The sequence below is a fragment of the Campylobacter sp. FOBRC14 genome (assembly GCF_000287855.1).
GTDB classification, from domain to species: Bacteria; Campylobacterota; Campylobacteria; order Campylobacterales; family Campylobacteraceae; genus Campylobacter_A; species Campylobacter_A curvus.
The window spans coordinates 1-26,814 of sequence record NZ_ALJJ01000019.1; the positions used below are offsets into that span (position 1 = coordinate 1).

The 26,814-nt window shown below is 43.3% G+C and carries 32 protein-coding genes and 1 rRNA gene; 15 read left to right on the forward strand and 18 right to left on the reverse strand.

Annotated features, from left to right (window positions below; genetic code table 11):
• From HMPREF1139_RS10890 to HMPREF1139_RS10915, 6 genes are all read right to left on the reverse strand, one after another.
• Positions 1-60, reverse strand: a 16S ribosomal RNA gene (locus tag HMPREF1139_RS10890); the annotation flags it as partial.
• Positions 61-487: 427 nt separating this feature from the next.
• Positions 488-1,840: a DUF945 family protein gene (locus tag HMPREF1139_RS10895; protein WP_009651519.1), complete on the reverse strand. Its 1,353-nt coding sequence runs from the start codon at positions 1,838-1,840 to the stop codon at positions 488-490.
• Entirely contained in the window at positions 1,837-2,406 is a 570-nt protein-coding gene (locus HMPREF1139_RS10900; protein WP_009651532.1) for a DedA family protein, read from the reverse strand. Before HMPREF1139_RS10900 ends, HMPREF1139_RS10895 begins: the two co-directional genes overlap by 4 nt.
• 8 nt (positions 2,407-2,414) lie before the next feature.
• On the reverse strand, positions 2,415-3,002 hold the full coding sequence (locus HMPREF1139_RS10905) for a lipid-binding SYLF domain-containing protein (protein ID WP_009651535.1): 588 nt from the start codon (positions 3,000-3,002) through the stop codon (positions 2,415-2,417).
• Between the two features lie 14 nt (positions 3,003-3,016).
• Positions 3,017-4,570 (reverse strand): ribonuclease Y, encoded by a 1,554-nt coding sequence (rny, locus tag HMPREF1139_RS10910; protein WP_034966560.1) that lies wholly within the window; start codon positions 4,568-4,570, stop codon positions 3,017-3,019.
• Positions 4,503-5,135: a 5-formyltetrahydrofolate cyclo-ligase gene (locus HMPREF1139_RS10915; protein WP_009651515.1), complete on the reverse strand. Its 633-nt coding sequence runs from the start codon at positions 5,133-5,135 to the stop codon at positions 4,503-4,505. Before HMPREF1139_RS10915 ends, rny begins: the two co-directional genes overlap by 68 nt.
• A 55-nt stretch (positions 5,136-5,190) precedes the next feature.
• Between HMPREF1139_RS10915 and HMPREF1139_RS10920 the strand changes: the two genes are divergently transcribed.
• From HMPREF1139_RS10920 to radA, 4 genes are read left to right on the forward strand one after another with little or no spacing between them, the layout of a single operon-like run.
• Complete coding sequence (locus tag HMPREF1139_RS10920; protein WP_009651525.1) at positions 5,191-5,781, forward strand: TlpA family protein disulfide reductase; 591 nt, start codon at positions 5,191-5,193, stop codon at positions 5,779-5,781.
• Positions 5,781-6,647, forward strand: coding sequence for a signal recognition particle-docking protein FtsY (ftsY, locus tag HMPREF1139_RS10925; protein WP_009651521.1), 867 nt, complete (start codon positions 5,781-5,783; stop codon positions 6,645-6,647). The genes HMPREF1139_RS10920 and ftsY overlap by 1 nt, the downstream gene beginning before the upstream one ends.
• Positions 6,640-6,990 (forward strand): VanZ family protein, encoded by a 351-nt coding sequence (locus HMPREF1139_RS10930; RefSeq protein ID WP_009651531.1) that lies wholly within the window; start codon positions 6,640-6,642, stop codon positions 6,988-6,990. Before ftsY ends, HMPREF1139_RS10930 begins: the two co-directional genes overlap by 8 nt.
• Positions 6,977-8,317: a DNA repair protein RadA gene (gene radA, locus HMPREF1139_RS10935; protein WP_009651504.1), complete on the forward strand. Its 1,341-nt coding sequence runs from the start codon at positions 6,977-6,979 to the stop codon at positions 8,315-8,317. The genes HMPREF1139_RS10930 and radA overlap by 14 nt, the downstream gene beginning before the upstream one ends.
• A gap of 1 nt (position 8,318) precedes the next feature.
• Here the strand turns inward: radA and HMPREF1139_RS10940 are convergent, their stop codons facing one another.
• The 3 genes from HMPREF1139_RS10940 to fliL all read right to left on the reverse strand — a co-directional run bounded on the left by HMPREF1139_RS10940 (position 8,319) and on the right by fliL (position 11,559).
• Positions 8,319-10,463, reverse strand: coding sequence for an autotransporter outer membrane beta-barrel domain-containing protein (locus tag HMPREF1139_RS10940; RefSeq protein ID WP_232209626.1), 2,145 nt, complete (start codon positions 10,461-10,463; stop codon positions 8,319-8,321).
• A 215-nt stretch (positions 10,464-10,678) separates the two neighbouring features.
• Entirely contained in the window at positions 10,679-11,023 is a 345-nt protein-coding gene (acpS, locus tag HMPREF1139_RS10945) for a holo-ACP synthase (protein ID WP_009651511.1), read from the reverse strand.
• Positions 11,020-11,559: a flagellar basal body-associated protein FliL gene (fliL, locus tag HMPREF1139_RS10950; protein ID WP_009651528.1), complete on the reverse strand. Its 540-nt coding sequence runs from the start codon at positions 11,557-11,559 to the stop codon at positions 11,020-11,022. The genes acpS and fliL overlap by 4 nt, the downstream gene beginning before the upstream one ends.
• 57 nt (positions 11,560-11,616) lie before the next feature.
• On the opposite strand from fliL, the gene ybaK reads away from it, so the two are divergent.
• Positions 11,617-12,093 (forward strand): Cys-tRNA(Pro) deacylase, encoded by a 477-nt coding sequence (ybaK, locus tag HMPREF1139_RS10955; protein ID WP_009651522.1) that lies wholly within the window; start codon positions 11,617-11,619, stop codon positions 12,091-12,093.
• Here ybaK and HMPREF1139_RS10960 read toward each other — a convergent pair.
• From HMPREF1139_RS10960 to HMPREF1139_RS10970, 3 genes are read right to left on the reverse strand one after another with little or no spacing between them, the layout of a single operon-like run.
• Entirely contained in the window at positions 12,090-13,076 is a 987-nt protein-coding gene (locus HMPREF1139_RS10960) for an SAM-dependent methyltransferase (RefSeq protein ID WP_009651507.1), read from the reverse strand. The genes ybaK and HMPREF1139_RS10960 overlap by 4 nt on opposite strands.
• On the reverse strand, positions 13,066-14,229 hold the full coding sequence (locus HMPREF1139_RS10965; protein ID WP_009651534.1) for an aspartate aminotransferase family protein: 1,164 nt from the start codon (positions 14,227-14,229) through the stop codon (positions 13,066-13,068). The genes HMPREF1139_RS10960 and HMPREF1139_RS10965 overlap by 11 nt, the downstream gene beginning before the upstream one ends.
• Positions 14,230-14,238: 9 nt before the next feature.
• Positions 14,239-14,847 carry a trimeric intracellular cation channel family protein gene (locus HMPREF1139_RS10970; RefSeq protein ID WP_009651512.1) on the reverse strand — a complete coding sequence of 203 codons (609 nt, stop codon included), beginning with the start codon at positions 14,845-14,847 and terminating at the stop codon, positions 14,239-14,241.
• 130 nt (positions 14,848-14,977) lie between these two features.
• Between HMPREF1139_RS10970 and HMPREF1139_RS10975 the strand changes: the two genes are divergently transcribed.
• On the forward strand, positions 14,978-15,640 hold the full coding sequence (locus HMPREF1139_RS10975; protein WP_009651510.1) for a lipid-binding SYLF domain-containing protein: 663 nt from the start codon (positions 14,978-14,980) through the stop codon (positions 15,638-15,640).
• 23 nt (positions 15,641-15,663) lie between these two features.
• On the opposite strand, the gene HMPREF1139_RS10980 is transcribed toward HMPREF1139_RS10975, so the two are convergent.
• The gene (locus HMPREF1139_RS10980) at positions 15,664-15,873 is read right to left on the reverse strand and encodes a hypothetical protein (RefSeq protein ID WP_009651509.1); all 210 of its coding nucleotides are present in this window, start codon (positions 15,871-15,873) and stop codon (positions 15,664-15,666) included.
• Between the two features lie 138 nt (positions 15,874-16,011).
• On the opposite strand from HMPREF1139_RS10980, the gene HMPREF1139_RS10985 reads away from it, so the two are divergent.
• The 9 genes from HMPREF1139_RS10985 to modD all read left to right on the forward strand — a co-directional run bounded on the left by HMPREF1139_RS10985 (position 16,012) and on the right by modD (position 21,652).
• Entirely contained in the window at positions 16,012-16,455 is a 444-nt protein-coding gene (locus HMPREF1139_RS10985) for a Fur family transcriptional regulator (RefSeq protein ID WP_009651514.1), read from the forward strand.
• A 104-nt stretch (positions 16,456-16,559) separates the two neighbouring features.
• Positions 16,560-16,883 carry an HMA2 domain-containing protein gene (locus HMPREF1139_RS10990; RefSeq protein WP_009651530.1) on the forward strand — a complete coding sequence of 108 codons (324 nt, stop codon included), beginning with the start codon at positions 16,560-16,562 and terminating at the stop codon, positions 16,881-16,883.
• Entirely contained in the window at positions 16,876-17,535 is a 660-nt protein-coding gene (locus HMPREF1139_RS10995) for a ferritin-like domain-containing protein (RefSeq protein WP_009651517.1), read from the forward strand. Before HMPREF1139_RS10990 ends, HMPREF1139_RS10995 begins: the two co-directional genes overlap by 8 nt.
• Before the next feature lie 25 nt (positions 17,536-17,560).
• Positions 17,561-17,872 carry a hypothetical protein gene (locus HMPREF1139_RS11000; protein ID WP_009651505.1) on the forward strand — a complete coding sequence of 104 codons (312 nt, stop codon included), beginning with the start codon at positions 17,561-17,563 and terminating at the stop codon, positions 17,870-17,872.
• Positions 17,873-17,881: 9 nt separating this feature from the next.
• Positions 17,882-18,199 (forward strand): hypothetical protein, encoded by a 318-nt coding sequence (locus tag HMPREF1139_RS11005; RefSeq protein ID WP_009651529.1) that lies wholly within the window; start codon positions 17,882-17,884, stop codon positions 18,197-18,199.
• Positions 18,199-18,492, forward strand: a complete 294-nt coding sequence (locus HMPREF1139_RS11010; protein ID WP_009651506.1) for a hypothetical protein — start codon at positions 18,199-18,201, stop codon at positions 18,490-18,492. Before HMPREF1139_RS11005 ends, HMPREF1139_RS11010 begins: the two co-directional genes overlap by 1 nt.
• Positions 18,476-20,551 (forward strand): heavy metal translocating P-type ATPase, encoded by a 2,076-nt coding sequence (locus tag HMPREF1139_RS11015; protein WP_011992179.1) that lies wholly within the window; start codon positions 18,476-18,478, stop codon positions 20,549-20,551. The genes HMPREF1139_RS11010 and HMPREF1139_RS11015 overlap by 17 nt, the downstream gene beginning before the upstream one ends.
• Positions 20,541-20,813: a hypothetical protein gene (locus HMPREF1139_RS11020; protein ID WP_009651524.1), complete on the forward strand. Its 273-nt coding sequence runs from the start codon at positions 20,541-20,543 to the stop codon at positions 20,811-20,813. The genes HMPREF1139_RS11015 and HMPREF1139_RS11020 overlap by 11 nt, the downstream gene beginning before the upstream one ends.
• Positions 20,810-21,652: a ModD protein gene (modD, locus tag HMPREF1139_RS11025; protein WP_009651513.1), complete on the forward strand. Its 843-nt coding sequence runs from the start codon at positions 20,810-20,812 to the stop codon at positions 21,650-21,652. Before HMPREF1139_RS11020 ends, modD begins: the two co-directional genes overlap by 4 nt.
• 89 nt (positions 21,653-21,741) lie before the next feature.
• Here the strand turns inward: modD and glyS are convergent, their stop codons facing one another.
• Genes glyS through purU form a run of 5 tightly spaced genes read right to left on the reverse strand, consistent with a single transcriptional unit; the run spans position 21,742 to position 26,658 of the window.
• Positions 21,742-23,763, reverse strand: coding sequence for a glycine--tRNA ligase subunit beta (gene glyS / locus HMPREF1139_RS11030; protein ID WP_009651518.1), 2,022 nt, complete (start codon positions 23,761-23,763; stop codon positions 21,742-21,744).
• On the reverse strand, positions 23,760-23,903 hold the full coding sequence (locus HMPREF1139_RS11780) for a hypothetical protein (protein WP_009651523.1): 144 nt from the start codon (positions 23,901-23,903) through the stop codon (positions 23,760-23,762). The genes glyS and HMPREF1139_RS11780 overlap by 4 nt, the downstream gene beginning before the upstream one ends.
• 3 nt (positions 23,904-23,906) lie before the next feature.
• The gene (locus HMPREF1139_RS11040; RefSeq protein WP_009651508.1) at positions 23,907-25,349 is read right to left on the reverse strand and encodes an endonuclease/exonuclease/phosphatase family protein; all 1,443 of its coding nucleotides are present in this window, start codon (positions 25,347-25,349) and stop codon (positions 23,907-23,909) included.
• Positions 25,346-25,825, reverse strand: a complete 480-nt coding sequence (locus HMPREF1139_RS11045; RefSeq protein WP_009651516.1) for a tRNA (cytidine(34)-2'-O)-methyltransferase — start codon at positions 25,823-25,825, stop codon at positions 25,346-25,348. Before HMPREF1139_RS11045 ends, HMPREF1139_RS11040 begins: the two co-directional genes overlap by 4 nt.
• Positions 25,825-26,658, reverse strand: coding sequence for a formyltetrahydrofolate deformylase (purU, locus tag HMPREF1139_RS11050; protein WP_034966568.1), 834 nt, complete (start codon positions 26,656-26,658; stop codon positions 25,825-25,827). The genes HMPREF1139_RS11045 and purU overlap by 1 nt, the downstream gene beginning before the upstream one ends.
• Between the last annotated feature and the right edge of the window lie 156 nt (positions 26,659-26,814).

A 26,814-nucleotide genomic window follows, 5' to 3' on the forward strand; every position in this document is an offset into this window, starting at 1 on the left:
TTGCATGTATTAGGCACGCCGCCAGCGTTCACTCTGAGCCAGGATCAAACTCTCCATATTTACTTCGCAGAAAGGCAAAGCCTTTCCTTGCGACAAGGAGCTATGCTCCCTTGACCCACCTAAAGACTGCAACACTCCTTGCTTCGCAAATCGTTATTGCATAAGTAAGGTTTGACACTTACTTAGATAATGTCTAAGTGGTTTTTGATATATGAAGTTTTTAATCTAAAAACTTTTGTTTTTTATGTTTTAATACATCTTTATCTATTACAAAGAAAAGATGATTTAGTTTTTGATCTGCTGATTACTTTCCAAAGAAAGCCTAAAAGCAGATCGGCTCAATCGATCACTTGTTTAGATTTCAAAGATTGACTAATAGTTTAACAATGGTAGGTTAAAGAACATCTCGTTTCAACTATTTTTGGTGAAACGGAAATTGAATTGTATATAAAACTCGCTTAAATTTAAATAAAACAAACCATAAATTTTAAAAGCCCCTGATCAAATCAAACAAACCGACTTTTTCGTTAAAAATAATATCCATTTTATCTTTGTCAAATTTAAATTCTGTTTTTACGCCTTTGCCATCACTCTTTAAAATTTCACCCTCTTTAAGCATAGGCTCAAACATGCCAACTTCCGGGATCTGACCAAAAAATTCAGCCAAAGTAGTATCGATATTTATCTTTCCGTTCACAATGAGAGATTTGATATTTTGTGCATCGGTGAGTTTTTTATCATACCCTTTAAATCCTAGCGTAAGGTTTAAATTTAGGGCATTATTGTCTACATTTTTTAGCGTCAGTGAATTCACCTTTACGATAGGATCGCTTGATAAAAATTCATCTCTATCTTTTTTAAATTTATCCGATAAAAATTCCTCATATCCGCCAAAATCACTACTGGCCAGCTCTTTGTCCAAATTTTTTATATAATCCTCCAACACGCTGACATCAAAATTTAAAAGCTCCGCATCAAGGGCCAGCTCTTTATATTTGCTATCATTTACAGATATGCCCGCCGCTTTTACGTTTTCTTTAAAATTTGCCAAACCGTTATTTATCTTCAACACCGAATCATAAATCACGTCTGCGATATTGATCTTAATGCTTTCTTGATAATTATCAGCGCTTATCTCAAAAATTTTAAAGCCGCTCTTAGAAGCGTAAGGAACGATACTCCAGTCAAAAACAGAGTCGATCACCAAAGGCTGCTCGTAGTCTATGTCCGCAAAAGCGTTTTCCATATTTAGGCTAAAATTTTCATCTTTATTTTCTATATATGCCTTTGAAACATTAAATTTTACGCTCTTGGCTTTATTGCTAGGGTCAAGGTCGACCGCGATAGACACACCCTTTGTCGTTAGCGTAACGCTTTTATTGTCTTTAAAATCAATATCGCTTAAATTTAGCAAGACATCCTTACTCCCGCCAAAACCTACGTTCGCATCGGCTGTCATTATTAAATTCGAGCCTAAAAATACTGAAACCATATTTTTAATAAAATCATTTTGAATAAAAATTTTAGACTTTACATGCGCTCCGGAAAATAAAGCCGTAAGACCGTGTTTTAGCTCTGTATCGACTTTAAAAACAAGATCTTGAGCGCCGGCACTCTCGTCTATTTTATCGAGCAAGTCTTTGCTGACGATCAAATCAAACGTGGCATTTGAGTCAAACAAGCCTTTTTCATACATGCTGTTTGAAATTTTTATCCCGTCGATCTTATCGAGCTCGCCGATCGTCTTTTCATAGTTTTTGGCGACATTGTCCGATACATAATACACGGCCGCGACTGCAACGACGACTACAACAAGCAATACAGATAAAATTTTTTTCATTTTACTTCCTTTCTTTTTGTAACTTTTTTCAAAAAATACCAAATTCCACCGAATAAACAAAGCATAGCGACTGGCATTATATATCCGTGATCACTTATATAGTCGCTTACTTTTATGAAAAAATCTCCCGCCCAGTAGCTCAAAATGCCAAGTATGCATGCCCAAGCGATCGAAGAGATAACATTTATAACGCTAAATTTATAAAACGGATACTTCGTAAGCCCTATAGCAACGGGCACGAGAGTCTTTAACCCGTAAATAAATTTTTTAAAAAATATGATTTTATCTCCGTGCTTTTTAGTGAGCACCCCGGCGTAAGCCAGTTTGCGTTTATGGCCTTTAAGATACGGCATTATCGCACTTTTGTTGTATCTACTAAGATAAAAAAGCAACGTATCTCCGATAGCGTTTGAAAGCGCTGCGACCGTTATGCTGATGCTAAGATCCATTTTACCGGCGTAGCTTAGCACTCCGGCGACGATTATGGCGACCATACCGCCTCCAAGCGTATATAAAAAAAGTATGATGTAGCCGTAAGTAGAAAGCAAATTTATGATATCTTGCATCCAGTGCCTTAAAATTTCGAGGCTGCGCCTATAAGCTGCTCGTAAGCATAGCCGCTTTGCTTTAAATTTTCATCCTTTGAGCTGATGACTGCACCGCCAAAGCTAGCTCCCGCAAAAAATCCGTCATTTGCCGCGTAAGCATAAATATCTTTTGAAAATTTAAAATCGCTTATTTTATTGAATTTACGCCCTATATCGCCAAATGAAAACGATACGTCGGCGTCTATGGTGACTTTCGCGTCCTTGATGTCATAAACTATACTGTCTTTCATTACAAAAAGCACCAGCGAGCTATCCTCATAACCAAACTGAAGCCCTATGCTCCCGCCGCTTATGCCCACTGAGACGATCTCGCTTGGAGAGCTCATAGGACCCACTATCATCACGCCGTCTCCACCCATCCCGCCGACGACGAAGCCTACTTTTTTCACGCTCGGAAATATTATCGTAGCCTTTGCCTGTGCTATGAGCTCTTTTATTGGAGCGTCTTTACTAGATCTCATTGTTGTTACGAATGAATTTGCCGCACTTAGCACGATCTCTTCGCTAGCAAACGAGAATACCGCGCAAAACAGCAAAATAACTAAATTCCTCATAAATTTATCCGTAATTATTTTGCGTAATCTACCGCGCGGGTCTCGCGGATGACGCTGACCTTTATCTCGCCCGGATACTGCACTTTTTCTTCGATCTCTTTTGCGATCTCTTTTGCTACAAGCACCGCCTCATCGTCGTTTATGAGCTTTGCATTTGCGATGACGCGAATTTCACGCCCTGCATTTATGGCGTAGGCTTGTTTGATGCCGTCTTTGCTCTTTGCGATATTTTCAACTTCTTCTACACGCTTCAAGAAGCTTTCTAGCACCTCTCTACGCGCTCCTGGACGAGCCGCACTCAGACAGTCGGCGGCACAAACGGCAGCACTTTCTATACTGGTAGCCTCCTCGTGTCCGTGGTGAGCGTAGATGGCATTTATGACTACCGGATGCTCTTTGTAGCGTTTGCAAATTTCAGCTCCTAGATCGACGTGACTACCTTCAAATTCATGCGTCAATGCCTTGCCGATGTCATGGAGCAACCCGGCTCTTTTAGCCAGCTTTTCATCACCGCCCGTCTCTGCTGCGATGATACCGGCGAGATGCGCCACCTCAAGGCTATGAGCCAGTGCATTTTGACCGTAGCTGGCTCTAAATTTTAGTTTTCCTATCAGCTTGGTTATCTCAGGGTGTATCTTGCTCAATCCTAGATCGATGACGATATTTTCGCCCTCTTCTTGGATGCTTTGCTCAAATTCTTCCGTTACTTTTTTATGTAGGTCTTCGATACGAGCAGGCTGGATCCTGCCGTCCTCTACCAAAAGCTCTATGACACGCGTCGCGATCGCACGGCGATAGAGATTAAAACTGCTTAAAATGATCGCGTGCGGCGTATCGTCGATGATGATATCTACGCCTAGCACCATTTCAAGGGTTTTTATATTTCGTCCCTCTTTGCCGATGATGCGCCCTTTTAGCTCGTCGTTTTTGATATTCACGACGTTTATCAGGCGCTCGGCGGCAAATTCTCCCGCAAAGCGCGATGTGGCTTGCGCCAAGATATAATTGACTCTCTTTTTAGCTTCGCGTTTAGCCTCTTCTTCGTGTTTCCTAACGATGTGAGCGATATCGGCGCGAGATTTCTCCTCTACTTTTTTTAACACCACTTCGCGAGCCTCATCCTCCGTAAGACCGGCGGCATGCTCAAGCACTTTAAGGGCTTCTTGCACCTTGCTTTGGTAAGTAGCTTTTAAATTTAGCCCTTCTTCGTAGGTGAGCTTGGCTTCGTTGCGATCTTTTTCAAAAAGCTCTTTGTTTTCATTCAAAAGCTCTTGCTCGTTTAGTAGAATTTGCTCTTTTTTGTTTAGTTCGTCGAATTTTTGACTATACTCTTTTTGAAGCTTGGTAGTTTTATCGTCATATCTTTTTTTAGCTTCAAATTCAGCCTCTTGCACTGAAATTTTAGAATTCTTAAGCGTTAGTTCCGCCTCGTATTCGATGGCTTTTGCTTTTGCTTTTGCTTGTTCTAAAAAGATGTTGTAGTTTGCATCATTTATTTTTTTAGCATACAGATATCCTGCGCCAACTCCCGCCACACCGGCTCCTAAGCCTATTAAAACTTCTATCATAAGTCCCTCGTTTAATATAATTTTTTCTCGGGGTTATGTAAAAGTCGCCTCGAACATCATGTTTCTCGGTCAGTATCTGACTCGTAAAAAAATCTTTTATCTGCACAAAAACTATCATTTTCGGACGATAGGGCAAAGTGTTAAAAAATCTATCATAAAAGCCTTTTCCATGCCCTATTCTAGCCATAGTCCCATCAACCCCGATCACAGGGACTACCGCCATATCGAGCCGTATTTTGTCCGTTTTCCTGCCGAGCGGTTGCCTGACATTAAATTTATGAACAATAAACGGCATTCGCAATTTTACCATTTTTAAACTAAGCCCTACCATAAAAGGAGCAAAAATTTCACACTCCTTTGATAATTTTCGCCTCAATCTACACACATCGACCTCATAATCAAGAGGCAAATAGAGCAAAATTTTCCTCGTACCGCTAAATTTTATCAGCTTTTCTAGTCTATCGACAGCCCTGTAATGCGCTGCTTTTGCTTTTATTAGAGCCAAATTTCGTATATCGTTCTTGGCTTTTTGCCTATACTCTTTCTTGTCCGACTTAACGCTCATTTTATTGTCTTTTTTGTATAATTCCCGAGCTTTATTAAAAAAACAAAGGAAATTTATGAATTTTAAAAACACCATTATAGCATTATCGTGTGCGTTTTTATTCTTTGGATGCGGTGGGGACGATAAAAAAAATGGCCAAACATCAAGCGACGCGCAGATAGAAGCGAACAAAACGGATGCAAATTTAAGTCAAAATAGTACCAAATCCGAGCCCGTGGTCGATTTGCATCTAAATTTGCTAAATGGCAAAACGATAAATTTGCAAAAACGCAAGGACGGCTTTGATATAAAAGACAACGACAAAGCCACTCTTTTCGTATTTTTCGCCACATGGTGTCCACCGTGCAGAGCGGAGATCCCGCATCTAAACAACCTCAGCGAGAAATTTAAAGAGGAGCTAAATATAATCGGCGTATTGCTAGAAGAGAAAAACGAACAAGAGGTGAAGGATTTTGCGAAAAAATATAATATAAAATACGATGTTGCCGTCGGAGAGGGTAACTTCTTGCTAGAAAAGGCGGTAGGAGGCATCATAGGACTACCTTCGTCGGCTCTTTATAAGCCAAACGGCGATTATGCGATACATTACACCGGTTTAGTGCCGGAAGAGATGCTGGAAAACGATATTTTAAAAGCGATAAAATAATGATGAATTTTTTAAAAAAAGGCCTTGAAAAGACCTTTGGTGCGATACTCTCAGCCAAAACCTCAAAAAAGATAACAAAAGAAAATTTAGAGGAAATTTTACTCGAAGCTGACGTCACTTACGAGATAGTAGAGGAGATAATCTACTATCTGCCGCCTCAAAACGATGTCAGGCGCGAGGATCTGCGCCGTGTGATGAGTAGCTATTTTATTTATGAAAAAGAGCGCAAAATAGAGCCGGACAAGCCTTTTGTAGACCTGATACTTGGCGTAAACGGAGCGGGCAAGACCACGACTATCGCAAAGCTGGCAAATTTATATAAAAATGCCGGCAAGAGCGTGATCCTCGGCGCTTGCGATACTTTTCGCGCGGGGGCTATCGAGCAGCTTCGTCAATGGTCGCTACGTCTAAATGTGCCTATCGTCGCTACCCAGCAAGGGCATGATCCTTCGGCGGTCGCTTTTGATACGATAAGCTCGGCAGTCGCAAAAAACATCGACCGTGTCATACTAGATACCGCCGGACGCCTGCAAAATCAAACTAATTTAGCAAACGAGCTGAGCAAGATCGTTCGCATCAGTCAAAAGGCCTACGAGCGTGCGCCTCACCGTAAAATTTTGATCCTTGACGGCACTCAGGGCAATGCGGGCGTCGCTCAGGCAAAAGCATTTAACGAGATCGTCGAGCTTGACGGAGTCATCATCACCAAGCTAGACGGCACGGCAAAAGGCGGAGCGCTATTTGGCGTGGCTCGCGAGCTGGAGCTGCCGATACTCTACATCGGCGTCGGTGAAAAGATGGAGGATCTGGTAAAATTTGACCCTGATGAATTCCTAGATAGCCTTATGGATACGATATTTGATTGATATAAAGCTAGCCTCAAAATTTTCATTTTTCGTTTGTTTGGCGGTCATCGAGTTTTTAGCGACGACCTCGCGCAGTATAAAAATAGTCGAAAATTCTTGGGATAAAGCAAACCACTTCGCCGCATTTTGCGTGCTTTACGTTTTGCTAAGCATCGGCTGGAGATCAAAATTTTACACGAAATTTTGCATATTGTTTTTATTTGGGCTTCAGATAGAGATAGTCCAGCATTTTTTACCAAATAGAGAATTTAGCCTGTTAGACGTGTTCGCCGATTGCGTCGGAATAGCCTTTGGCGTGATTGTCGTCAAAATTTTAAAAAGAGTAAGTAGTGGCAAAATCTAAAATAATTTTCGAATGCCAAGCATGCGGCAACCAACAAAGCAAATGGCTAGGTAAATGCCCTCAATGTGGGGCTTGGGATAGCTTTGTAGAGCTAAACGGCGAGCAAATAAAAGCGGTAAAAGAGATGGCTAAAATTTCAACATCGCCAAGCAAAGCCGTGAGTATAAACGAGGTGCAGATAGAAAATATCAATCGCTTCAGCACCAAGGACAGCGAGCTTGACCTAGTACTTGGCGGCGGAGTGGTCGAGGGCTCGCTCGTACTCATCGGCGGCAGCCCCGGCATCGGCAAATCGACCCTGCTTTTAAAAATCGCCTCAAATTTAGCCAAAGACGGCAGAAAAACTCTCTACGTCAGCGGCGAGGAAAGTGCCAGTCAGATAAAAATGCGCGCTCAAAGACTAGAAGCGATAGATGAAAAGCTCTATCTTTTGACTGAAATTTGCCTAGAAAACATCACCGCTGAAATTCAAAAAAACGACTACAAAATTTTAGTCATCGACTCGATCCAGACTCTTTATAGCGAGGAAGTGAGCTCGGCTCCAGGGTCTATCTCGCAAGTGCGCGAGATAACGTTTGAGCTCATGCGCCTCGCAAAAGACAAAAACATCTGCATATTCATCATCGGGCACATCACTAAAGAGGGCTCGATAGCCGGTCCTAGAGTGCTCGAGCATATGGTTGATGTGGTGCTTTATTTCGAGGGTGACGCCAGCCGCGAGCTTAGGATGCTAAGGGGCTTTAAAAATCGCTTTGGCTCTACAAGCGAGGTCGGTATCTTTGAAATGAGCACCAAAGGGCTAGTCAGCGCAAGCGAAATTTCAAGCAAATTTTTTACCAGAGGCAGCGCGATGAGCGGTAGCGCGATAACGGTCATAATGGAAGGCTCGCGCGCGCTTAGCGTCGAGGTGCAAGCCCTAGTCTGCGAGAGTGCGTATCCTAAACGAAGCTGCACGGGCTACGAGCGAAATCGCCTCGATATGCTTCTAGCCCTGCTCGAGCGTAAAGTAGAGCTACCACTTGGACATTACGATGTATTTGTAAATATCTCGGGCGGCGTGAAAGTAAGCGAAACGGCGGCCGATCTAGCCGTCGTCGCAGCGATAATCAGCAGCTTCAAAAACCGCCCGATAAGCAAAGATAGCGTATTTATCGGCGAGCTTAGTCTAAACGGCGAGATAAGAGAGGTCTTTAACCTCGACCAGCGCCTAAAAGAGGCAAAAACGCAAAAATTTAAAAACGCCATAATCCCAAACAAACCGCTCGACACACAAGGGCTAAAATGCTTTTATGCAAAAGACATAGTCCAAGTACTCGAGTGGATGTAGATTAAAATTTATACATTAGTTGTACTGCAGCCATGACGCCCTCTCTTTTCCCAAGCATCCCTTCAAATTTTAGATCCGTTTCAAACCCCCTATTAGCCTTAAATTTTAGTCCTAGCTCAGCTACACCAGTATTTCCTTTCATCGAAGGAGATGCTATATCTGTGCCGTATGTTAGGTTATATCCGTTTGCTTTACCTTTAAATTCTCTATCATAAGCAAGACCGGCAAACCATAGCAAATCATCGTTTATATCTTGAGACAATTTAAATCCGACTTTTGCCCTTAAAGAGTCGCTATTGCCAAGCAATATATTTTCACCGTTTATATCGACTCGCTTTTTGCCAACTCTCGTAAAAAATAGTTTTGAATAGATATTGGCATTTGAGATATCGTTTATCTCTAAAATTTTGCCAAATCCAAGATGTCCTCCGTAATAGCTCCTTGTAACATCATAACTTATCCTGGCTCCGGTGGGTAAATTGCTTTCATAGTCGGTCTTGATCTTGCCTACTTTTACGGTAGCTTCGGTGTAAAAATCACTAGCCAGATCAAATTTGGCAAGCAACCCTGCTCCATAATATCGCATCTTTCCGTTGCCTCTTATATCGTCTATACGTCTTGAGTTGAATGTGCCGCTATATTCGTTGAATGTATCATATTTTCCGCCGCCGAATTCTATAAATGCTCCTGTTATCAGATCTTTAAAGTCCTTTGCTAGACCTACGGCAAAAGATATCGATTTTACATCGACATGCGAGCCGGAATTTTGCCTGGTACTTGAAGCGCTGGTTCCGGTGATCACCCCACCATTTGACTCATTGCCGCCCGCCACTGTGCTTGTATCCATATTAGATACGGTCTCTGAGCTTTGGTTGACCACAGCCATTACACCGGCGGTTGGCTCTATGGTACTTTTTTGTATAGTTTCTATCAGCTTTTTCTCTTTACTACCGTTATCAGGGCTTATAGGACTTATTTTACTTGCCACTACCGCATAAAGATTATTTCCCTCTGCCGCACTAGCATCTCCGTCTTTTCGAAGGGCGAATTCATATATAGTTGAAATTCCGGCTATGGCTTGCAAGTTTTCCTTATGGTTTTTGAAATCTGTAGGGTATAAAATTCCTTTAGGATTTCTTATTAGTGTTATTTTATCATTTACATTGAGGTTGTTGCTTTGTGCGCCCATGGTGACGGCAATAAGTGAACGTTTAAGATCAGTACTTATATAACTGTATGAAGCTTTTCCACTCAAGTCCAAAACGATATCATTGGCTTTGATATCTGAAGGTAGATAAAAATTTATATATTCAAAATTTACGATATTACCTGCCTTTATATCCTTACCACGGACGTTTAAAGTATTTCCTTTTACAAATCTTCCACCATAGGCGCCATTTCCTCCATAGATAGCATTAAGCTCAAGTGAATTTGCATCTAAATTTACAGTATTGTCTGTAGCTTGCTCGGCTTTTCCTCCATAAATTTGTCCTTTTATTATTCCACCTTTTATGGTTACGATATTGCCGATTGCCTTGCCACTACCCTCCGAATAGGCTCCACGCACATCGCCGCTTATCAATCCTCCTTCTATAATCACAGAATTTAAAGTAGCCACCCCTCTCATTGAGTACCCACCCATTACATTCATGTTTATAGTACCATTTTTTATAATTACAGAATTAGAAGCTACTTGCTTGGTGCTACTATTAGAATACCCTCCGTAAACATTTTGTACTATATGAACTTGTCCATTTATGACAATATAATTTGAAACGCTTTCTCCTCCCGTTTCCGCCGATCCACCGTAGACGGCTTGTATTCTATCACCACCATTTATAAATACTTTATTATTTGAAGAATTTCTATTGTCTGGAATAAAATCATTATTAAGACCACCATATATCCAAACTCCAAGATCTTCACCTATATCAGCAGGAGTTCCATTCCAAACAAGAGTATTGTTAGAATAACTTTTGCTTGTTTTGCCGGGATTAAAATTAAAATATCCTTGAGCCGCAGGATCATCCTCTAAATATTTTTCGTATTCGGACGCCGGAGTATCGGAATTTATAGTGATATTTTCCGCTCCATAAAGGAAACTGTATATAAGCATAGAGCTAAGTAAAACTTTACTACATTTCATGGCTTTCTCCTTATTTTGATATAGATTGTATTATTTTTTTATTATATTTCGTTGATTATTAATTGATACTTAATGATATATATTTATATATTTAATCGATATAATAGGAATTTATACATTTATATTAATAAAAAATGTAGTATTTTTGACAATATTTCTTATATTTATAAATTAATATATTCAATATTGCTTTTTATTAAGAGGATATAAAATTTTTAAGATACAATCGCCACGGCGATAGCAAAGCCTGCATCGTGACTTATGCTAAGTGTAGCCTCTTTTATATTGAAATTTTCGTAAATTTTAGGAGAGAATTTTAAAATCGGAGCGTTTTTTGGTGATTTTTCGATGATGATGTCAAAAAAGCTGCACTCAGCGCCGATACCAACACCAAGCGCTTTACTGGCGGCCTCTTTCGCCGCCCAGAGCCCGGCGATACTGGCGTCGCTTTTAGCAAGCGCCAGCTCGTCTTCGCTTAAAAAGCGTCTCAAAAAAAGCTCTCCGTGACGCTCTTTAAGCCTTGAAATTCTACCTATGCTGACGATGTCGATACCGATCATTGCACCACGAAGTCGGTAAAATAGATATTTTTGATGTATCCGTCGCTCAAAACCTCGTTTAGCTTACCTACTATCTCGTCTTTTAGGCGGTCTTTGCCTTTTGCCGTACTGACCTCTTCGTAGGTTTTAGATGATAGCGTGCGGATTATGATATCTCGTAGCAACGCCTTTTTCTTATCAAGCTCCGGTGTTAAAAGCTCATCGCTTTGCTCCAGGTCGATTTTGGTTTTCAAAAAGCGTGAGCCGTTTTCACTAAGAAGATTTACTATAAACTGATCTAGCGGATATATAGGACCCATGTTTGCGTAGTCGTTATTGCGTTTGGAGGCTGGTTTAGCACTCTTGGCCGGTGCGCTTTGCTGCACTTGAGCTTGAGGCTGCGCCATGCTTGCATCATGCGATTCGTCATTGCCAAGTAGCAAGAACGCCACGAGGCCACCCACAACAAGCAATAAAACGAGCATCGCTACTATGATAATTATCAATGCGCTACTGCCGCCTTTTTTAGTCTGCTTCTCTTCTATTTCGTCTGCCATTGATTCTCCTTTGAGTTTGGCTATAATTATACAAAAATTTTAAGGAATTTAGAAAGCATGACACATAAAACAAACGCGGCGAGGCTGCTAGACAAGCTAAATACGCCATACGAGCTGGTAGAATACGAAGTCGACGAGAACGATCTGTCCGCCATCCATGTGGCTGTGAGCACGCACCAAGACATCAAAAACATCTACAAAACCATCGTTTGTGTATGCGAGCCTAAAAATTTTATCGTCGCATGCTTACAAGGAGACTTGGAGCTTGATCTAAAGGCCCTGGCTCACGCTGTTGGCGTCAAACGCTGCGAGCTCATAAATCTACGCGATCTTGAAAAGATCACCGGCTACATCCGCGGCGGCTGCTCTCCGCTTGCGATGAAAAAGGCGTATCCTACTTTCATTGACGAGCGGGCGCGTGGGCTTAGTTTTGTTTATGTGAGCGCAGGAGTCCGCGGCAAGCAGCTAAGACTAGCTCCTTTTGATCTAGCAAACGCGTGCGAAGCGAAATTTGCAAGCATCGCGAGGGATTAAAATTTAGTAAATTCTATAAATTTAAAGCGCTCGCCTAAAAACTCGGCCGAACTTAGAAATTTCATCTGTTTTGCGGCATTTTGATAGGCTTTTTCACCGCCCATTTCAAGCGTCAAGGCTAAAATTTCATCGATCCTAAAATCCTGCACGAGAGCTAAATTTTGCCTCTTAAATTTAGCGGTTTTAAACCCAGCACTCTCAAAAGCGATTGATAGATGCGAGAAATCCACATCGTAAGTCATATCGCTGACGCCAAAATATTCGCTTAAATCCGAAATTTCAAAAAAGTTAAAGACCTGATGATTTTTGTAAAGCCTAAGGCTAAAATCGTCTTTTACGCCCCACTCTCCGTAGTCAAAGCTTAAAAATTTCACTCGCTTAAAGGCTTTTGAAATTTGCCTGGCAAAGTTCGTAAATTTCAGGCAAATTTCGCCTTTTTCAAGCCCTAATCCGGTGCAAATTTTTAAAATTTCATCATCCGCCCCGCTCCAAAACGGCTTATGATTTTCATTGATAAAAAGCATATTTTCACCCTCTATCACCTCGCAAGCAAAGCTGTCAAACAGCTCGTTTGAGATGATAAAAGCCTCATCAAGCGCGCATTCGTCGAAATTTTTAAAATGCGTAAGCTTCACCTCATCGCCAAAGCGAGCCTTAAAGGTTTGAAGCTGAATTTCACGTAAAATTTCATGCGGTTCGACGATCGCGAAATTTAGCTCGCCTAATATCTCGGGCCGTAGTGTGAAGACGCCTTGGACGAAATCAGCGAGCATGTCGCCACTGTTTGCGCCGATCTCGACGATGCTACATTTGGCGCTAAGCTCCTTTGCATCGAGGCATTTTAAAAAATAGTTTGCATGAGCCGCGCCAAAGAGCCAGCCTACGCTGACGCTCGTGTAGAAGTCGCCCTTTTTGCCGATATTCGCGCCGTTTTTATAGTATCTCTCGTGAAGCCAAATTTCAAAAAATTCGCTAAATTTCATACTCGCCAAGCGCCTTGGCTAGCCTGCCAAAGCCCTCTTTCATCTCTTTTTTACTGATGTTTAGAGGTGGCAAAAACCTAAGCGTTTTAGTGCCTGAGCGAAGCACGAGCACACGATTTTTCAGGGCTAGGCGGATAATCTTTGCCAGATCGACGCCCTCTTGTAAAACAAGCCCCAGCATCATGCCTATGCCTTGCTTTTTGACGAAAATTTTAGGGAATTTTTTGACTAGCTCGTCTAAATGCTCATTGAATTTCGCTGAAATTTCATCTAGCTTGCCCTCTTTTTTGAGCCTTTTTAGCTCTTTTAAAGTGGCAAGTCCGCTTGCGGTAGCTAGGAAGTTGCCTCCAAAGGTCGAGCCGTGATCACCGGGCTCAAATACATCTTTCCTACTCACGCAAGCGCCGATGCCCACGCCTCCGCCAAGAGCCTTTGCAAAGGTGATGACATCGGGCTTTATGCCGTAAATTTTACTCGTGACGAACTCGCCCGTGCGATAAACCCCGCACTGCACCTCGTCAGTGATGAGAAGCAGCTTGCGCTCTTTGAGCGTTTTAGCCAGCTTTTTCACCGCCTCTTTTTCAAACGCCTTTATACCGCCCTCGCCTTGCACGAGCTCTATCATCACGCCGACCGTTTTGTCGCTTATGTTTTTGGTAGCCTCCTCGATCGTGTCAAAAAATTTAAACCCGTCCATATAAGGAGCGAATATCTCAGGGTGAAATTTATCCTGCCCGGTCGCTTGCAATGTCGCTAAGGTGCGGCCGTGAAAGGAGCTGCCAAGGGAGATGATCTCGTATTTTTTCTCTTTGAAATTTCGCGCGCCGTATTTTCTGGCGAGCTTTATCGCGCATTCGTTGGCTTCGGCTCCCGAGTTGCAAAAAAAGGCGTAAGTTTTGTAGCCAAGCTGCTTTGAAATTTCTTTAGCCAGCTTCTCTTGCGGCTTTATATGGTAGATATTTGAGGTATGAAGCAGATTCTGCGCCTGCTTCGTGACGGCGGAGATTATCTTTTTATTTGCGTATCCAAGGGCATTTACGCCGATACCCGCTGCAAAATCGATATAGTCTCGCCCTCTCTCGTCAAACAGCGTCGCACCGCGGCCAAATTTAAAGCCCACATCGGCTCTAGCATAGGTATTCATCAGATACATTTTCACTCCTTACAGATCAGGCAACTTCCAACCCTTATAAAATGCCAGCATCCGCGTCAAGATCCCAAGTGCCAGCAAAACCAGGATAAAAAATAGATTATCCATCTCAAAATAATGCAAAATAAAATACGCCAGACCCACGCCCATGCTGATCGTGCCGTAAAGTCCCGTGCGTAAAAACCAAGGAATTTCATTTAGCAGCATATCTCTTAAAATGCCGCCTCCCACGCCGTTACAAAAAGCGACCATGACGACGCCAAAGACGTTGTATTTATACTCGGTCGCTACCATGGCTCCGACTATCGAGAAGCATATCACATCTATCGCATCGGCGAATATAAAAACGAATTTTTTCTCAAGACCTTCTTTGTTTATGTGTAAATTCGTAAGCTTCGTGGCAAAAAGCATGAAAATAACGACGCTGACTGGCATATAATGCGTAAAAGAATAAACGTCCCTGCCGACGAGCACGTCTCTTGTTATACCTCCGCCAAGTGCGGTCAAAAAAGACGATACGAAGATCCCTAGCCAGTCGCAGTCTTTTTTAACGGCAAATAAAAACCCGCTCAAGGCTGCCGAGGCGATGCCGATGTATTCGATGATCAATATGATGTGCATGTTGAGCCTTATTGAAATTTCGCTATTTTATAATCTAATAGCATAAAAAATCATAAATAAAATCTTAATATATATTAAAAAAAATCAAAATTTAAGGTATAATAGCGAGAAATTTTCCAAAGGACATTTTATGAAAAAAATTTTTGCATTTTTATGCACGATCTGTTTGTTTTGCGGTATATCAAACGCTGACATCATACAAAACCAAAAGGTCAAAAATACGATAAACATACTAAATGCTTTCGGTCTGCGAAATTTACACGGCAACGAAAAATTTAAAGATATCAAAGCTATCGCGATAATCCCCGACGTCACAAAGACCGCATTTGTCGTCTCCGGTGCTAAAGGAGAAGGGATATTCGTAGCTAAAAACGACGATGGCGAGTGGTCGAGCCCCGTTTTCATAAACTATACGGTAGCAGGCATCGGAGCACAAGCCGGCATAAGCTCTGCGGACACGATCATTTTGTTTAAAAACTCACAGGCCTACGCAAGTCTCTTTAACGGCAAAGACACCATCAGCATAAACGCAGAAGCTACCGCCGGCATAGGAGAAGGCTCTGGTGTAACGACCGATCTGCCTGAAATTTCAGCATTTATAGTAGATAGGACTAAAACAAGCGGCGCTTTTATCGGAGTAGGCATAGATCTTGGCAGGATCACTACCAACAGACAACAAACAAACGACTACTACGAAAGGATGTATGACTACGAGGATATTTACAACAACAGCCCGAAAATGAGCAAATACACGCTAAAACTTCACGAGATAATAAATAAGTATTTTCTATAAAATTTATATGGTTTAGCCAAGCGCTAAACCATAAACAATGACACGAACCGCTTTTTTGGTATCGGCGAAAATTGTGTCATATACTCAAAAGCCTCTTCGTAATCCCCGTCGGTATATTGAGCGATTTGTTCGATGAGTTCGTAGAGCTCCTCATCATCCATCGAGTCAAAACTCCCGCGATTTTCCAAGACCTCAAGCAAAACGGCGTCTAATTCAAGCTCGTCGTATGTCATGATCTTCCCTTTTGATATTAAAAATTGCGAAACTATACCAAAACAACCTTATAATATGCTTTACCTTTATTTTACCGAGCATTAAGCCGTAAAGGTGTAAAATCTTTACATTCATTATCAATTTACCAACGGGCAGCAATGGAAAATTTCGAGCGTTTCTATCAGCATTTATCAAGCTTTATGAGCGAATTCAATCACAAAAATTCTCACCTAAAAGAGAACATCTTGTCTATTTTATATCGCTCGCAAACGCACCTCAGCGCCCAAGACATACAGACGGAATTTAGCAAAATTCACGCTCAAAACATATCGCTTCCTACTATATATGCGCTCTTAAATTTCCTAGACGAATGCCGCTTGTGCAACACCTACGATGATAGCGGCATAAAAAAATACGAGCTGAATTTAAAAGCCCATCACGATCATCTCATCTGCGAGAAATGCGGCAAGGTCGTGGAATTTCACGACGAGGACATAGAACAAAGACAAGAGCTGATCTGTAAAGAGAAAAATTTCGAGGCGGTAGCGCACACGATGGTGCTTTACGGCGTCTGCGCAGACTGTCAAAAAACAAACGGGTAAAATTTATCATGATTTTTAGCATTTTGATAATGAGAGACAGAAAATTTTAAGTTACATCTAAGTTACATAATCGGATAATACCGCATAAAAAATAAGGAACTCAAATGAATATACAAATCGATACTCTGGCTCAAGTGGCCTCATATTTTACCGTGATAGCTCACACGAACGGCAGACTAAGAGTGCGCGTGAGCCCGCAGATAAAAGAGATCTCGCAAAATGTGAATTTAGGCACGCTTGATGATACGATAGCCAAAATAAACGGCATAAAAAACGTGAAATTCAACAAAATAATAGGCTCGGTCACGATCGAATACGATCATCAAATTTTCCCTAAAAATTTATGGGAGGACCTGCTGAACGGACAAAATTTAGAGCAAATTTCACAAAAGATCAACGCCGTAGCAAGGGAGGTCAGTTGTGCATGACGAGCTTTTGAGTGCAGCTTACATAAGCGAAAAAAACGCACAAATTTTATATGAGAGCGTAAGCGCATTTGGCGAAATTTTTAGCGAGATATCATCTATAAGAAGCGGTGCGATCGAGCTTATCAAAAAATACGCCCAAGCAAAAGGCCTAAAGCTCGATGACACTGACGCACCAAATGCGTTTTTGACGCCAAATAGCTTTGAAGACGCGCTTATTTGCGCGCTAAACTATGAGATACAGCTAAATAAAATGTATGAAAATTTCACCTCGGATCTAGACGACGAGGAGCTAAAAGATCTGTTTTTCAGGCTCTGGGCTACATCAAATAACGAATACATCCCGGCTTTAAAGCAAAATTTAGCCCGTTGTCTAAACAAAAAAACGCAGGCGAAAGAGGAGGCGAATCTAGAAAATTTAGGTCAAAATTTACTTCAAAGCGGATATGAAAATATCTTGAACGAATATCAAAAAAGCTTTAACGAGGTGAGCGAGGGTTTGCAAAGTATCGCGAGCGGCAACGCTGACAAAGCGCAGCTTGCTAAAATTTTGAATAACCCGAATTTCTCGTTTTTCAGCGGTCTGGCGCTTGGAGCGCTCGGCATTTCTATGATGGATAAAATTTCACAAAAGGATAAATCTTCTGATGAATAACTCACAAACCAAGAAAGGATTTAAGATGGCATTACCATTTTTAGCGGGAATAGCCGCAGGAGCACTAGCAGTCGTCGCTTGGAACAGACGCGACAAGATCAAAGATTACGCAAGTTACGGGCTTGAAAAAGGCAAAGAAACAGCTGAGAAAATTTACAAAAAAGGCAAAGAGGCTACAAAAGAGGTCAAAGAGCTCGTAGCCAGTAAACCGGCCGCAAAAAAAGGACGCGTCGCTAAAAAAACGCAACAAGAGGCTCAAAAACCGGCAAAAAAGACTAGAAAACCGCGCGCTAAAAAAGCGGCCACACCTAGCACGCCAGCTCCCGAACTAGCGTAAGGATAAAGTATGCAGCAAACTAAGGCATTTGCGCTTTCTGATACGAGGCTTCCTTTCGATCATTTTTTAAGCGGAGCCTTGATCGCAGGCATGAGCGCAGCGGCGATAAGCTTTAACGAGCACGCGAACGACCCGAGCAAAGACAAACTGCAAACTGCTAAAAAAATTTTAAAATTTAGCGTTTGCGGCGGCTTTGTGACCGCGATCGCGATAAGCGCGTCAAATTCTATCGCAAGAGGCAGGTATCTTGGTGCCGCCACTAAAATTTCACTAGGAGTCGGCGGCCTGTTGATAGCCGAAAAAATCATAAATTTGGAGAATAAATAATGCAAAACCCATACATAAACGAAACCGCTAGCCAAAGCGCACCAAGTGCGATCGACAATGCGATAAACAATGTGGCTGAAAATCTGCCGTTCGTGCCTGAAAATTTCAACGCGGCAGGCTTTGTAAAAGGCCTGCTAATCGGTGGCATCGCCGCCTACGTGCTCACAAACCCTAAGGCACAAGAGTGCGTATTCAAGGCTATCGTAAAAGGTGGCGCGCTTATAAACGCGGGTATAGAAGAGCTAAAAGAGCGATTTGAAGATGTCAAAGCAGAGCTTGAAGCACAAAAATAACGTGCGTATCGCTCATAAAAGCAAAAATCGCGTTCGTATAATTTGCGAAAACATAACCGATACTAGCGATGTGAGCGCCATAGAGGCCACGATAACCGAGCGCACGAGTGCTAAAAGTGTGCGCGTGAATAAATACGCAAAGAGCGTGATCGTAGAATTTGACTCCGGGCTTGATAAAATTTTGGAATTCATCTCAAATTTTGACATGCCAAAAAAGGCAAAAGATACATCGCAACCAAGCAAGGTAAATATATATAAAGCCGGTGCAGCGCTTGCTATCACGCCATTTATCACAAATACCAAGGCCAAAACCGCGATCGGGCTTTACAGCGCAGCTCCAAATCTGATAGAGGGAACAAAAGAGCTTAAAAACGAAGGCGTCACTTCCAAAGTTTTGGAGGCTATGGCTATAGGAACGAGCCTGGCGCTAGGCGATCATCTCGCGGCAAACAGCACGAATTTGATGATAAATATCGGCGAATATATGGAGGAGAGCGCCTCTCACAGAAGCGACGATCTCATCAAAGAGCTGGCTAAGCCAAATATCGAAGAGGTCTGGATCGAAAAGCGCGAGAAAGACGGCTCTAAAACGCTACATAAAGTAAAAACGCAAAACGTCAAAAAAGGCGATATAGTCGTAGTCGGAGCCGGTGAAACTATCGGCATAGACGGCTACATCGTCGAGGGAAACGCAAGCGTCAATCAAGTCTCGATGACAGGCGAAGCCGAGCCCGTGCCAAAAGCAAGAGGCGACCGCGTAATAAGCGGCACGGTCGTCGATGAAGGCCGTATCAAAATTTGGGCTGAAAACGTCGGTAGTGAGACTGCGACAGCACGTATAAAAGAGTATATCCAAAGCTCTTTAAATGAAAAATCAAACGTCGGGCTAAAAGCGACCAAACTAGCCGATAAACTAGTGCCAGTGACGCTCTCGCTAGCGGGCGCTTCGTATCTCATAAACAAAGACATGAACAGCGTCGCGAGCGTGCTTCAGGCTGATTACTCCTGCGCGCTGAAGCTCGCCACGCCGGTAGCGTTTAAGTCAAGCATCTCAAAAGCCGGCAGGAACGGCATCCTGATAAAAGGTGCAAAGGCGATTGAGGCGCTAAGTATGGCGGATACCTTTGTCTTTGACAAGACCGGCACGCTGACACACGGACGCCTGAGCGTAGTGCAAATTTACTCTTTTAAAAATGGATTTAGCGAGGCTGACATACTAAATTTGACGGCAAGCGCAGAGGAGCATTATTTTCACCCAGTCGCAGAGGCTATCGTAGAGGCGGCGAACAAGCGCGGCTTTAGCCATATCCATCACGACGAGGTGGAATTCATCGTCGCTCACGGCGTAAAGACTCTTATGCACGGCAAAGAGGTCGTCATCGGCAGCAGACACTTTTTAGAGGATGACGAGATGATCGACTTCAGCGCGCATGATGAGATGATCGCCAGCTCGCTAAAAAGCGGGCTTACGCTGCTTTACGTGGGCTACAATAAAGAGCTAGTAGGCGTGATCGCTATGAAAGACGATATGCGCGAAAACGCAAAAGATATGGTAGCGCGCCTAAGAAGCCTCGGAGTAAAAGAGATCGTGATGCTAAGCGGCGATATAAAAAGCAAAGCCGAGGAGGTCGCAAAAGAGCTGGGCCTTGACAAGGTCTTTGCCGAGTGCTTGCCAACAGATAAGGCTCACATCATCGAAACGCTAAAAAATGAGGGCAAAAACGTCGCTTTCATAGGTGATGGCATAAACGATGCTCCAAGCCTTACAAAGGCAAATGTCGGCATCAGCATGCACAAAGGTGCTGATATCGCAAAGGCGACGGCTGATATCAGCCTTTTGAAAGATGACATAATGAGCGTCGCGCTGGCAAAGGAGCTCGCCAACAACACGATGAAGCTCATCGGGGCAAATTTCCGCTCGACAGTAGGTATAAACACGGCGATCCTTGGGGCGGCGACATTTGGCATGCTAAATCCTATCGCGACAGCCGTGCTTCATAACGGCACGACGATATGGCTGCTGCTAAATTCAATGAAAGGTGTGAAATTTGGCAAATAACAAACTAAAAGGCTCGCTTTTAAATTTACAAACGCAAAGAAATATCGCAAAAATCGGCATGGGCGTATCGCTAGGAGTCGTTACGCTCACGGCCTTTAGTATGAAAAACCGCTTTGGCAAAGGGCTTCACATCGTTGCCGGTGCGGCGCTGGTGGGCTTTAGCCTTTATCATTACGGACTCTATAACGACGGGATATTTCAAAATCTCATATCCAAAAATGGCAAAAAACGCAGGCTAAATTTAAAAAACGGGCAAAAATGATAAGCGACGCGCAAATTTGGGAATACATAAGATCGGATCTGCCCTTTGATGACCTTACGACATCGCTTCAGGGCGAATTTTTAAATCGCCAAGCGACGCTAAGCATAATAACTCGCGATGACATAGTGCTAAGCAACGTCGATATCACCGCGAGGATAGCGGCTATGCTGGGGTGCGAAACGACCGGCAAAAGTGAAAATTCTCAAAATTTTAGTGCGAAAGAGACGATATTTCAGGCCAAAGGCAGTTATGGCAACTTGCACAAGGCCTGGAAGCTCATTCAAATTTTACTCGAATACTCCTGTAAAATTTCAACATACACAAACGCGATGGTGTGCGCTGCAAAGGCCGTAAATCCTAGCTGTCAAATACAAACGACGAGAAAGACCTTTCCCTTTGCAAAAGAATTTTGCATAGCAGCCGTATTAGCCGGCGGCGGAGCGATACATAGGCTAAATTTAAGCGATAGCGTATTGTTTTTCAAAAATCATATCGATGTTTATGAAAATTTCGAGGCGTTTTGTAAGCGGATAGAGGAATTTAAGGCTAAGCTGCCAGAAAAAAAGATAATCGTAGAGTGCGAAACGCTTGCGGACTTTAAAACGCTTCTAAATTTCGCTCCTGACGTGATACAATGCGACAAGATGAGCCTAGAAGAGCTACACGAAGCCGTGAATTTGAAAAACGCCGCTAAATTTCAGCCCGTCATCACTGCCGCAGGCGGTATAAATCTCGCTAACTGCGCTAAATTTGCCGCAACGGGCGTCAACGCACTCATAACCTCCGCACCATATACGCAAGGTATGGCGGATCTCACAGCATCTTTAAAACTCGTATAAGCTAGCAAACGAGCCTTAACCAACCACGGTTTTTATCTAGGCTACAACTACAAATTCTAGCCAAAAGGTCAGGCTAGCCCTGACCTCTCTCATAAACTTATCTCTTTGATATCGGCTATCTCTAAGAAGCTTTTGTAAATTTGACCGATCACTGCGATGCGATTTTTACGGATATTTTCATCGTCTACGTTTATCATGACTTTATCGAAAAACGCGTCTATCTCGCCCTTTAGACCAAAGAGCTCGTTAAGGCACGCCTTATGATCGGGACTGTCTTTTAGCGCTTTAAAGCCTTCGTTTAGTGCGCGCTCCTCGCTTGTCTGAAGCAAATTTTCATCGACTGTGCCCACGTCGACATCTTTTATGATATTTGCCAGGCGCTTAAAGGTCGAAAACAGCTCTTTGAAATTTGGCTTACTTGAAATTTCACTCATCGCCTCTACTGCCTTTGTAAGCTGCAAGATATCGCGTTTGTCGCTATTTATGCAAGCCTTTACTATCGAAGGGTTGGTGTCAAAAAATGTATAAAGCCTATCAAGGATGAAATTTTCCAGCAAGCCAAGATCAAAGCTCTTATACTGCGCTGAAAGCGACTTTAGCACGCTTGATATGTCAAATTTTAGGCCATGAGCCAAAACGATCTTGATGACACCGTTTGCCGCGCGACGAAGTGCGAACGGATCTTTTGTGCCGCTTGGGATTTTACCCACGCTAAAAAGCCCAATCAGCGTGTCTAGCTTATTTGCGAGCGCCACGACCGAGCTAAAAACGCTCGACGGACACGGTGCGTCCTCGCCGTCAGGCAGGTATTGCTCGCGTATAGCCGTGACTATCACATCCTCCTCGCCCTTAGCACGGGCATAATACGCGCCCATGACGCCCTGAAGCTCGGTAAATTCATATACCATCTGTGTCGTGAGATCAGCCTTTGCGAGCATGACCGCGCGGTTTAGCTTGGCTCTAAAACCCGCTCCGACCTCGTCTTTAAGCTCATTTTCATATAAATTTGCAAGCTCGTCAGCTATCTTTGCCTCTCTAAGCTCTTTGTCATAAAGGCTGCCAAGCTCTTTTAGATAGGTTATATTTTTTAGCTTATCAGGGCTAAATTCCGCCTTTAGATCGCTCCTCCAAAAGAACATCGCATCGCTAAGGCGCGCACGAAGCACCTTTTCGTTACCTTTTACGATGAGTGCGCCATCTTTTGCGAGGGCGTTACTGACGACTACGAAATGGTTGCTCAGCTTGCCGTTTTTAAAGACCGGGAAATAGCGCTGATTTTCTTTCATCGAGGTGATTATGACCTCGCTTGGCACCTCTAAAAATTCAGCCTCGAACTCGCCTAAAAGCGCCGTCGGATACTCGGTGATCGCCACGACCTCATCCAGCAAGTCCTCGTCGATCTGGATATCGATGCCGCCCTTTTCGAGCTCCTTAAACTGCGCTAAAATGATACTCCTGCGCTCGCTCGCGTCAAGAACGATGCCGCGCGCCCTCATACCGCTAAAATATTCATCGGCGCTATTTACCAAGCTCTTATCGTAGCTGATGCTTCTGTGCGGATAGGTGCCATTGCCGCTTTCGACGCCAAATTTGTTAAATTTCACGACCTTGCCGCCAAACAGGCACAAAAATGATCGTATCGGGCGGATAAACTCGAACTCTCCGCTGCCCCAACGCATGGATTTGCCAAAATTCAGGCTAAGCAGAAATTTCTCTATCATGTCGCCAAATAGCTTAGCACTCGCCTCGCCTTTTAGCTGCCTCTCGTAGTAAAGCACCTCTTTGCCGCCGATCTCTTTAAATTTCAGCTCGCTCTCATCGATGCCGCATTTTTTAGCAAAGCTAAGTGCAGCTTGAGTGAAAGCGCCGTCTTTTAGCGCGACTTGCTTTGGCGCGCCGATAAATTCAGCCACGCTATCTGGTTGATTGAGGGCAAAATTTTCATGGAAAAATACCAAACGACGCGGCGTGTAGTAAAATTTAAACTCACTTTCTAGCTTATACTCGGCCAGGACCGCTCGCCACTTTGCCTCGATGTTTGGCAGCTCCCTTAAAAACGGGATCGCGGGAAGCTCCTCGACTCCTATCTCGATCAATAGATCCTTTTTCATAGCTCACTCTTTTTATTGAAATTTTCTTTTTTCATAGCTCTTTTCCTGTCCCTTTCTTGTGTTTGTAAAACCATACCGCGCACCATAAATACGACAAACGCTACAAACAAAAAAAGCATGATGATATCGATTGTTTTCAACTCTCACTCCACATAAAGCTGATTTTGCCCTTTGTAGCTCTTGATCCGCACGCGCTCAAAGCCGATATTTTTGTTATCAAAGATGCGTCCTTTGGGGCTATACACGCGTATGCGGCCGTATGGCGTGTGCAGGTATCCGCCCTTTAGCTCGCCTGAAATTTTATCTATCACGTCGCCGTCTCTAGCCTCTTTTAGCATGCTAGCACTCATCATAAAGGCGTCTGGCTGTACCACGTCATACATCTTTTTGATCTCGTATGCGCCGACTTCAAGGGCGTCTTTGTAAATTTTAGTTTTTGTCACGAGCACATCCATCATCTGACCCAACTCAAGGTCGTTTTGCGGGTCAAAAACGTAAATGCCTCGGTGATCTTCGCCAAGTATGAAGCCGTTTTTATCTTTATAAATGACGACTGCGCGGCTTAGGAAAAATGGCGAGTTTTCAGGCTTTGCAAATATATCGTCGATGTTTGAAATTTTATATTCGCTACCAAATGCAGGGCTATTTTTGCCCTCTTGACTAGCTGCGTTCACTTCGTCTTTAAAGCCAAAAATTTTCGTAAAAAATCCGCTTCTTTGACCGCTTGGCTGCGTCGAAATTTTAAATCGTAGCGGGAAATGATCGGAGTATAAATTTACGCCGTCTTGCGACCTGACGTAGCCGTTTTCGTCCTTCATGAACGCCGGCTTAAATACTTCAAAGCTTTCAAAAACGTAGCTTAGCTCGCCGTTTTCAAAAAACGACGGCGAGAGCAAAACGTGATCTATCGCGCTTTTCCTGCCATAAACGGCGTGCGAGTAGCGCTCTTTGGCCTCTAAAAATCCCCACAGATCCACATAGCTTCTTATCCTGATGATGTCGTTTAAGAGCGAGCGCGAGCCGTATGGGGTATTAAAATCGCCCAAAAGCACGGCGTTTTTTTCATTTTCCAAAGCCGCACGCAAAGTCCGCTCGGCTTTTTGCTGCTCGGCTTTTCCGTTTTTATAAGCCGGGAAGTGATTTACAAAAATGCTGAAATTTTTGCCCTCCAGCTCAAAATTTACCTTCAAGATATTGCGCGTTTTGGCATTTGGCACTTTGAAGATTTCACTCTTTACCGGGCGTATCTTTGAGATGAGCCCAAGCCCGATCGGAGCGCCCTTTTGAGCGGTAAATAGGACGTATTTATACTGCGTGCCCTTAGCCAGCTCTTTTAAAATTTCCTCGTTTTCTATCTCTTCAAGCGCGATGATATCGGAGTCCAGGCTCAAAATGACCTCTTTTATGCGCGATACCTTTTCATTTGCCGCGGCGCAGTCCCAGCTCGAGCTGCCTACTCTAAAGTCCGCGTATTCGCTACCATCGTTTTTACAGTCAAATAAATTTTCCACATTATACGTGGCGATGCTTATCTCGCCGGCAAAGCTGAAAACGAGCGATAAAACGATGAGCCAAAATACTCTCAAACCGCGCTCCTAAAGTCGAATTTATCGATATTTTGCCTTATGGCTTCGTATGCGACTATACCCGCACTCATGGCTAAATTTAGACTCCTACCCTGTGCGCCCATTGGTATCGTGACGGCGTGGGCGAAATTTATATCCATGAGCTCTTTTGGCAGTCCGGTGCTCTCGCCACCAAAAAATATAAAATCGCCGACCTCGAATTTAACGTCGTAATAAAGCTGATTGGTCTTAGTCGTAGCAAAGAAAAAGCGCTCTTTAAATTTTAAATTTTGCTCTAAAAACGTGTCCAAATTTTCCCAGATCACGGGATCTAACGCCCTCCAATAATCAAGCCCGGCGCGTCTGACAGCTTTCTGGCTAAGATCAAACATCGTAGGCTTTACGATATGCAGCTTTAAATTTGCATTTACGCACATCCGCCCGATCGCGCCGGTGTTTTGCGGGATCTGAGGATGGACTAAAACGATATTAAACATCAAAAAACGATCACTTTGTTGCCGTTTATGAAAAGTCTATCCTCAAGGGCTAGATCAAGCGCTTGGGATAGGACATTTTTCTCACACGCCCTGCCCGCTCGCTGCATGTCTTGCCAGCTCATCTCGTGATTGACGCGGATCACGTCTTGCGCGATGATCGGACCTTCGTCGAGGTCGTCATTTACGAAGTGTGCGGTCGCACCGATGATCTTTACGCCGCGCTCGTAGGCTTGTTTGTATGGATTTGCCCCGATGAATGCGGGCAAAAACGAGTGATGGATGTTGATTATCTTTTGCGGATAGGCATTTACGAATTTAGGCGATAGGATACGCATGTATTTTGCTAAGATCGCGTAGTCGAATTTATACTGCGCCATCACGGCAAGCACGGCGTCCTCGTGCTCCTCGCGACTTAGTCCCTCGGCAGACACGACGTGAAAAGGCAGCCCGAAGCGCTCGACGAGGCTTCTTAAAATTTCATGATTTGCTATGACGGCAAGGATATTTGCGTTTAGTTCGCCGCTGTCAAATTTTATGAGCATATCGCCCAGACAATGCGTCTCCTTGGTCGCTAAAACTATGATATCCTTTTTTGCCTTTTTGCGACACGTTATCTGTGCGTCTTTTGGCAAGACAGCCTCGAGGATACCGCAGAATTCACCCTCTTTTATATCTCCGCTAAGCTCTGCGCGCATGAAAAATCGGTTATTGTCCTTATCGACGAATTCGTTGTTCGTCTCGATGTTTAATCGATGCTTAAAAATGATATCGGAGACTCTGTAAATCAGCCCTTTTTCGTCTGTGCATTTTATTTTTAAGATGTATTTTTCCACGTTTCGCCCCTCGCTCGTAAGTAAGGCCTTATTGTAGCCAAATTGCGCTTTTATGAGGATTAAAAATTTGGCTCTATTTTGTGGCACTTCGCAAATCTTACTCGCTCCACAAAATGTCAAAATATGACACGAACGCCTTTAAGCCGTTTTTTAGGG

Coding starts and splice junctions, on each gene's coding strand:
- rny (WP_034966560.1), bottom strand. CDS start 4,570: ATGATAGAAGTTTTAATAGGCTTAGGAGCCGGTGTGGCGGGAGTTGGC.
- HMPREF1139_RS10985 (WP_009651514.1), top strand. CDS start 16,012: ATGGAAAATTTCGAGCGTTTCTATCAGCATTTATCAAGCTTTATGAGC.
- HMPREF1139_RS10990 (WP_009651530.1), top strand. CDS start 16,560: ATGAATATACAAATCGATACTCTGGCTCAAGTGGCCTCATATTTTACC.
- HMPREF1139_RS10900 (WP_009651532.1), bottom strand. CDS start 2,406: ATGCAAGATATCATAAATTTGCTTTCTACTTACGGCTACATCATACTT.
- HMPREF1139_RS10965 (WP_009651534.1), bottom strand. CDS start 14,229: ATGTATCTGATGAATACCTATGCTAGAGCCGATGTGGGCTTTAAATTT.
- HMPREF1139_RS10905 (WP_009651535.1), bottom strand. CDS start 3,002: ATGAGGAATTTAGTTATTTTGCTGTTTTGCGCGGTATTCTCGTTTGCT.
- HMPREF1139_RS10980 (WP_009651509.1), bottom strand. CDS start 15,873: ATGACATACGACGAGCTTGAATTAGACGCCGTTTTGCTTGAGGTCTTG.
- HMPREF1139_RS11045 (WP_009651516.1), bottom strand. CDS start 25,825: ATGTTTAATATCGTTTTAGTCCATCCTCAGATCCCGCAAAACACCGGC.
- glyS (WP_009651518.1), bottom strand. CDS start 23,763: ATGAAAAAGGATCTATTGATCGAGATAGGAGTCGAGGAGCTTCCCGCG.
- HMPREF1139_RS11005 (WP_009651529.1), top strand. CDS start 17,882: ATGCAGCAAACTAAGGCATTTGCGCTTTCTGATACGAGGCTTCCTTTC.
- HMPREF1139_RS10970 (WP_009651512.1), bottom strand. CDS start 14,847: ATGCACATCATATTGATCATCGAATACATCGGCATCGCCTCGGCAGCC.
- HMPREF1139_RS10915 (WP_009651515.1), bottom strand. CDS start 5,135: ATGAGCGTTAAGTCGGACAAGAAAGAGTATAGGCAAAAAGCCAAGAAC.
- HMPREF1139_RS10895 (WP_009651519.1), bottom strand. CDS start 1,840: ATGAAAAAAATTTTATCTGTATTGCTTGTTGTAGTCGTCGTTGCAGTC.
- ybaK (WP_009651522.1), top strand. CDS start 11,617: ATGACACATAAAACAAACGCGGCGAGGCTGCTAGACAAGCTAAATACG.
- HMPREF1139_RS10940 (WP_232209626.1), bottom strand. CDS start 10,463: ATGAAATGTAGTAAAGTTTTACTTAGCTCTATGCTTATATACAGTTTC.
- acpS (WP_009651511.1), bottom strand. CDS start 11,023: ATGATCGGTATCGACATCGTCAGCATAGGTAGAATTTCAAGGCTTAAA.
- HMPREF1139_RS11010 (WP_009651506.1), top strand. CDS start 18,199: ATGCAAAACCCATACATAAACGAAACCGCTAGCCAAAGCGCACCAAGT.
- HMPREF1139_RS10975 (WP_009651510.1), top strand. CDS start 14,978: ATGAAAAAAATTTTTGCATTTTTATGCACGATCTGTTTGTTTTGCGGT.
- modD (WP_009651513.1), top strand. CDS start 20,810: ATGATAAGCGACGCGCAAATTTGGGAATACATAAGATCGGATCTGCCC.
- HMPREF1139_RS10920 (WP_009651525.1), top strand. CDS start 5,191: ATGAATTTTAAAAACACCATTATAGCATTATCGTGTGCGTTTTTATTC.
- HMPREF1139_RS10960 (WP_009651507.1), bottom strand. CDS start 13,076: ATGAAATTTAGCGAATTTTTTGAAATTTGGCTTCACGAGAGATACTAT.
- ftsY (WP_009651521.1), top strand. CDS start 5,781: ATGATGAATTTTTTAAAAAAAGGCCTTGAAAAGACCTTTGGTGCGATA.
- HMPREF1139_RS11000 (WP_009651505.1), top strand. CDS start 17,561: ATGGCATTACCATTTTTAGCGGGAATAGCCGCAGGAGCACTAGCAGTC.
- fliL (WP_009651528.1), bottom strand. CDS start 11,559: ATGGCAGACGAAATAGAAGAGAAGCAGACTAAAAAAGGCGGCAGTAGC.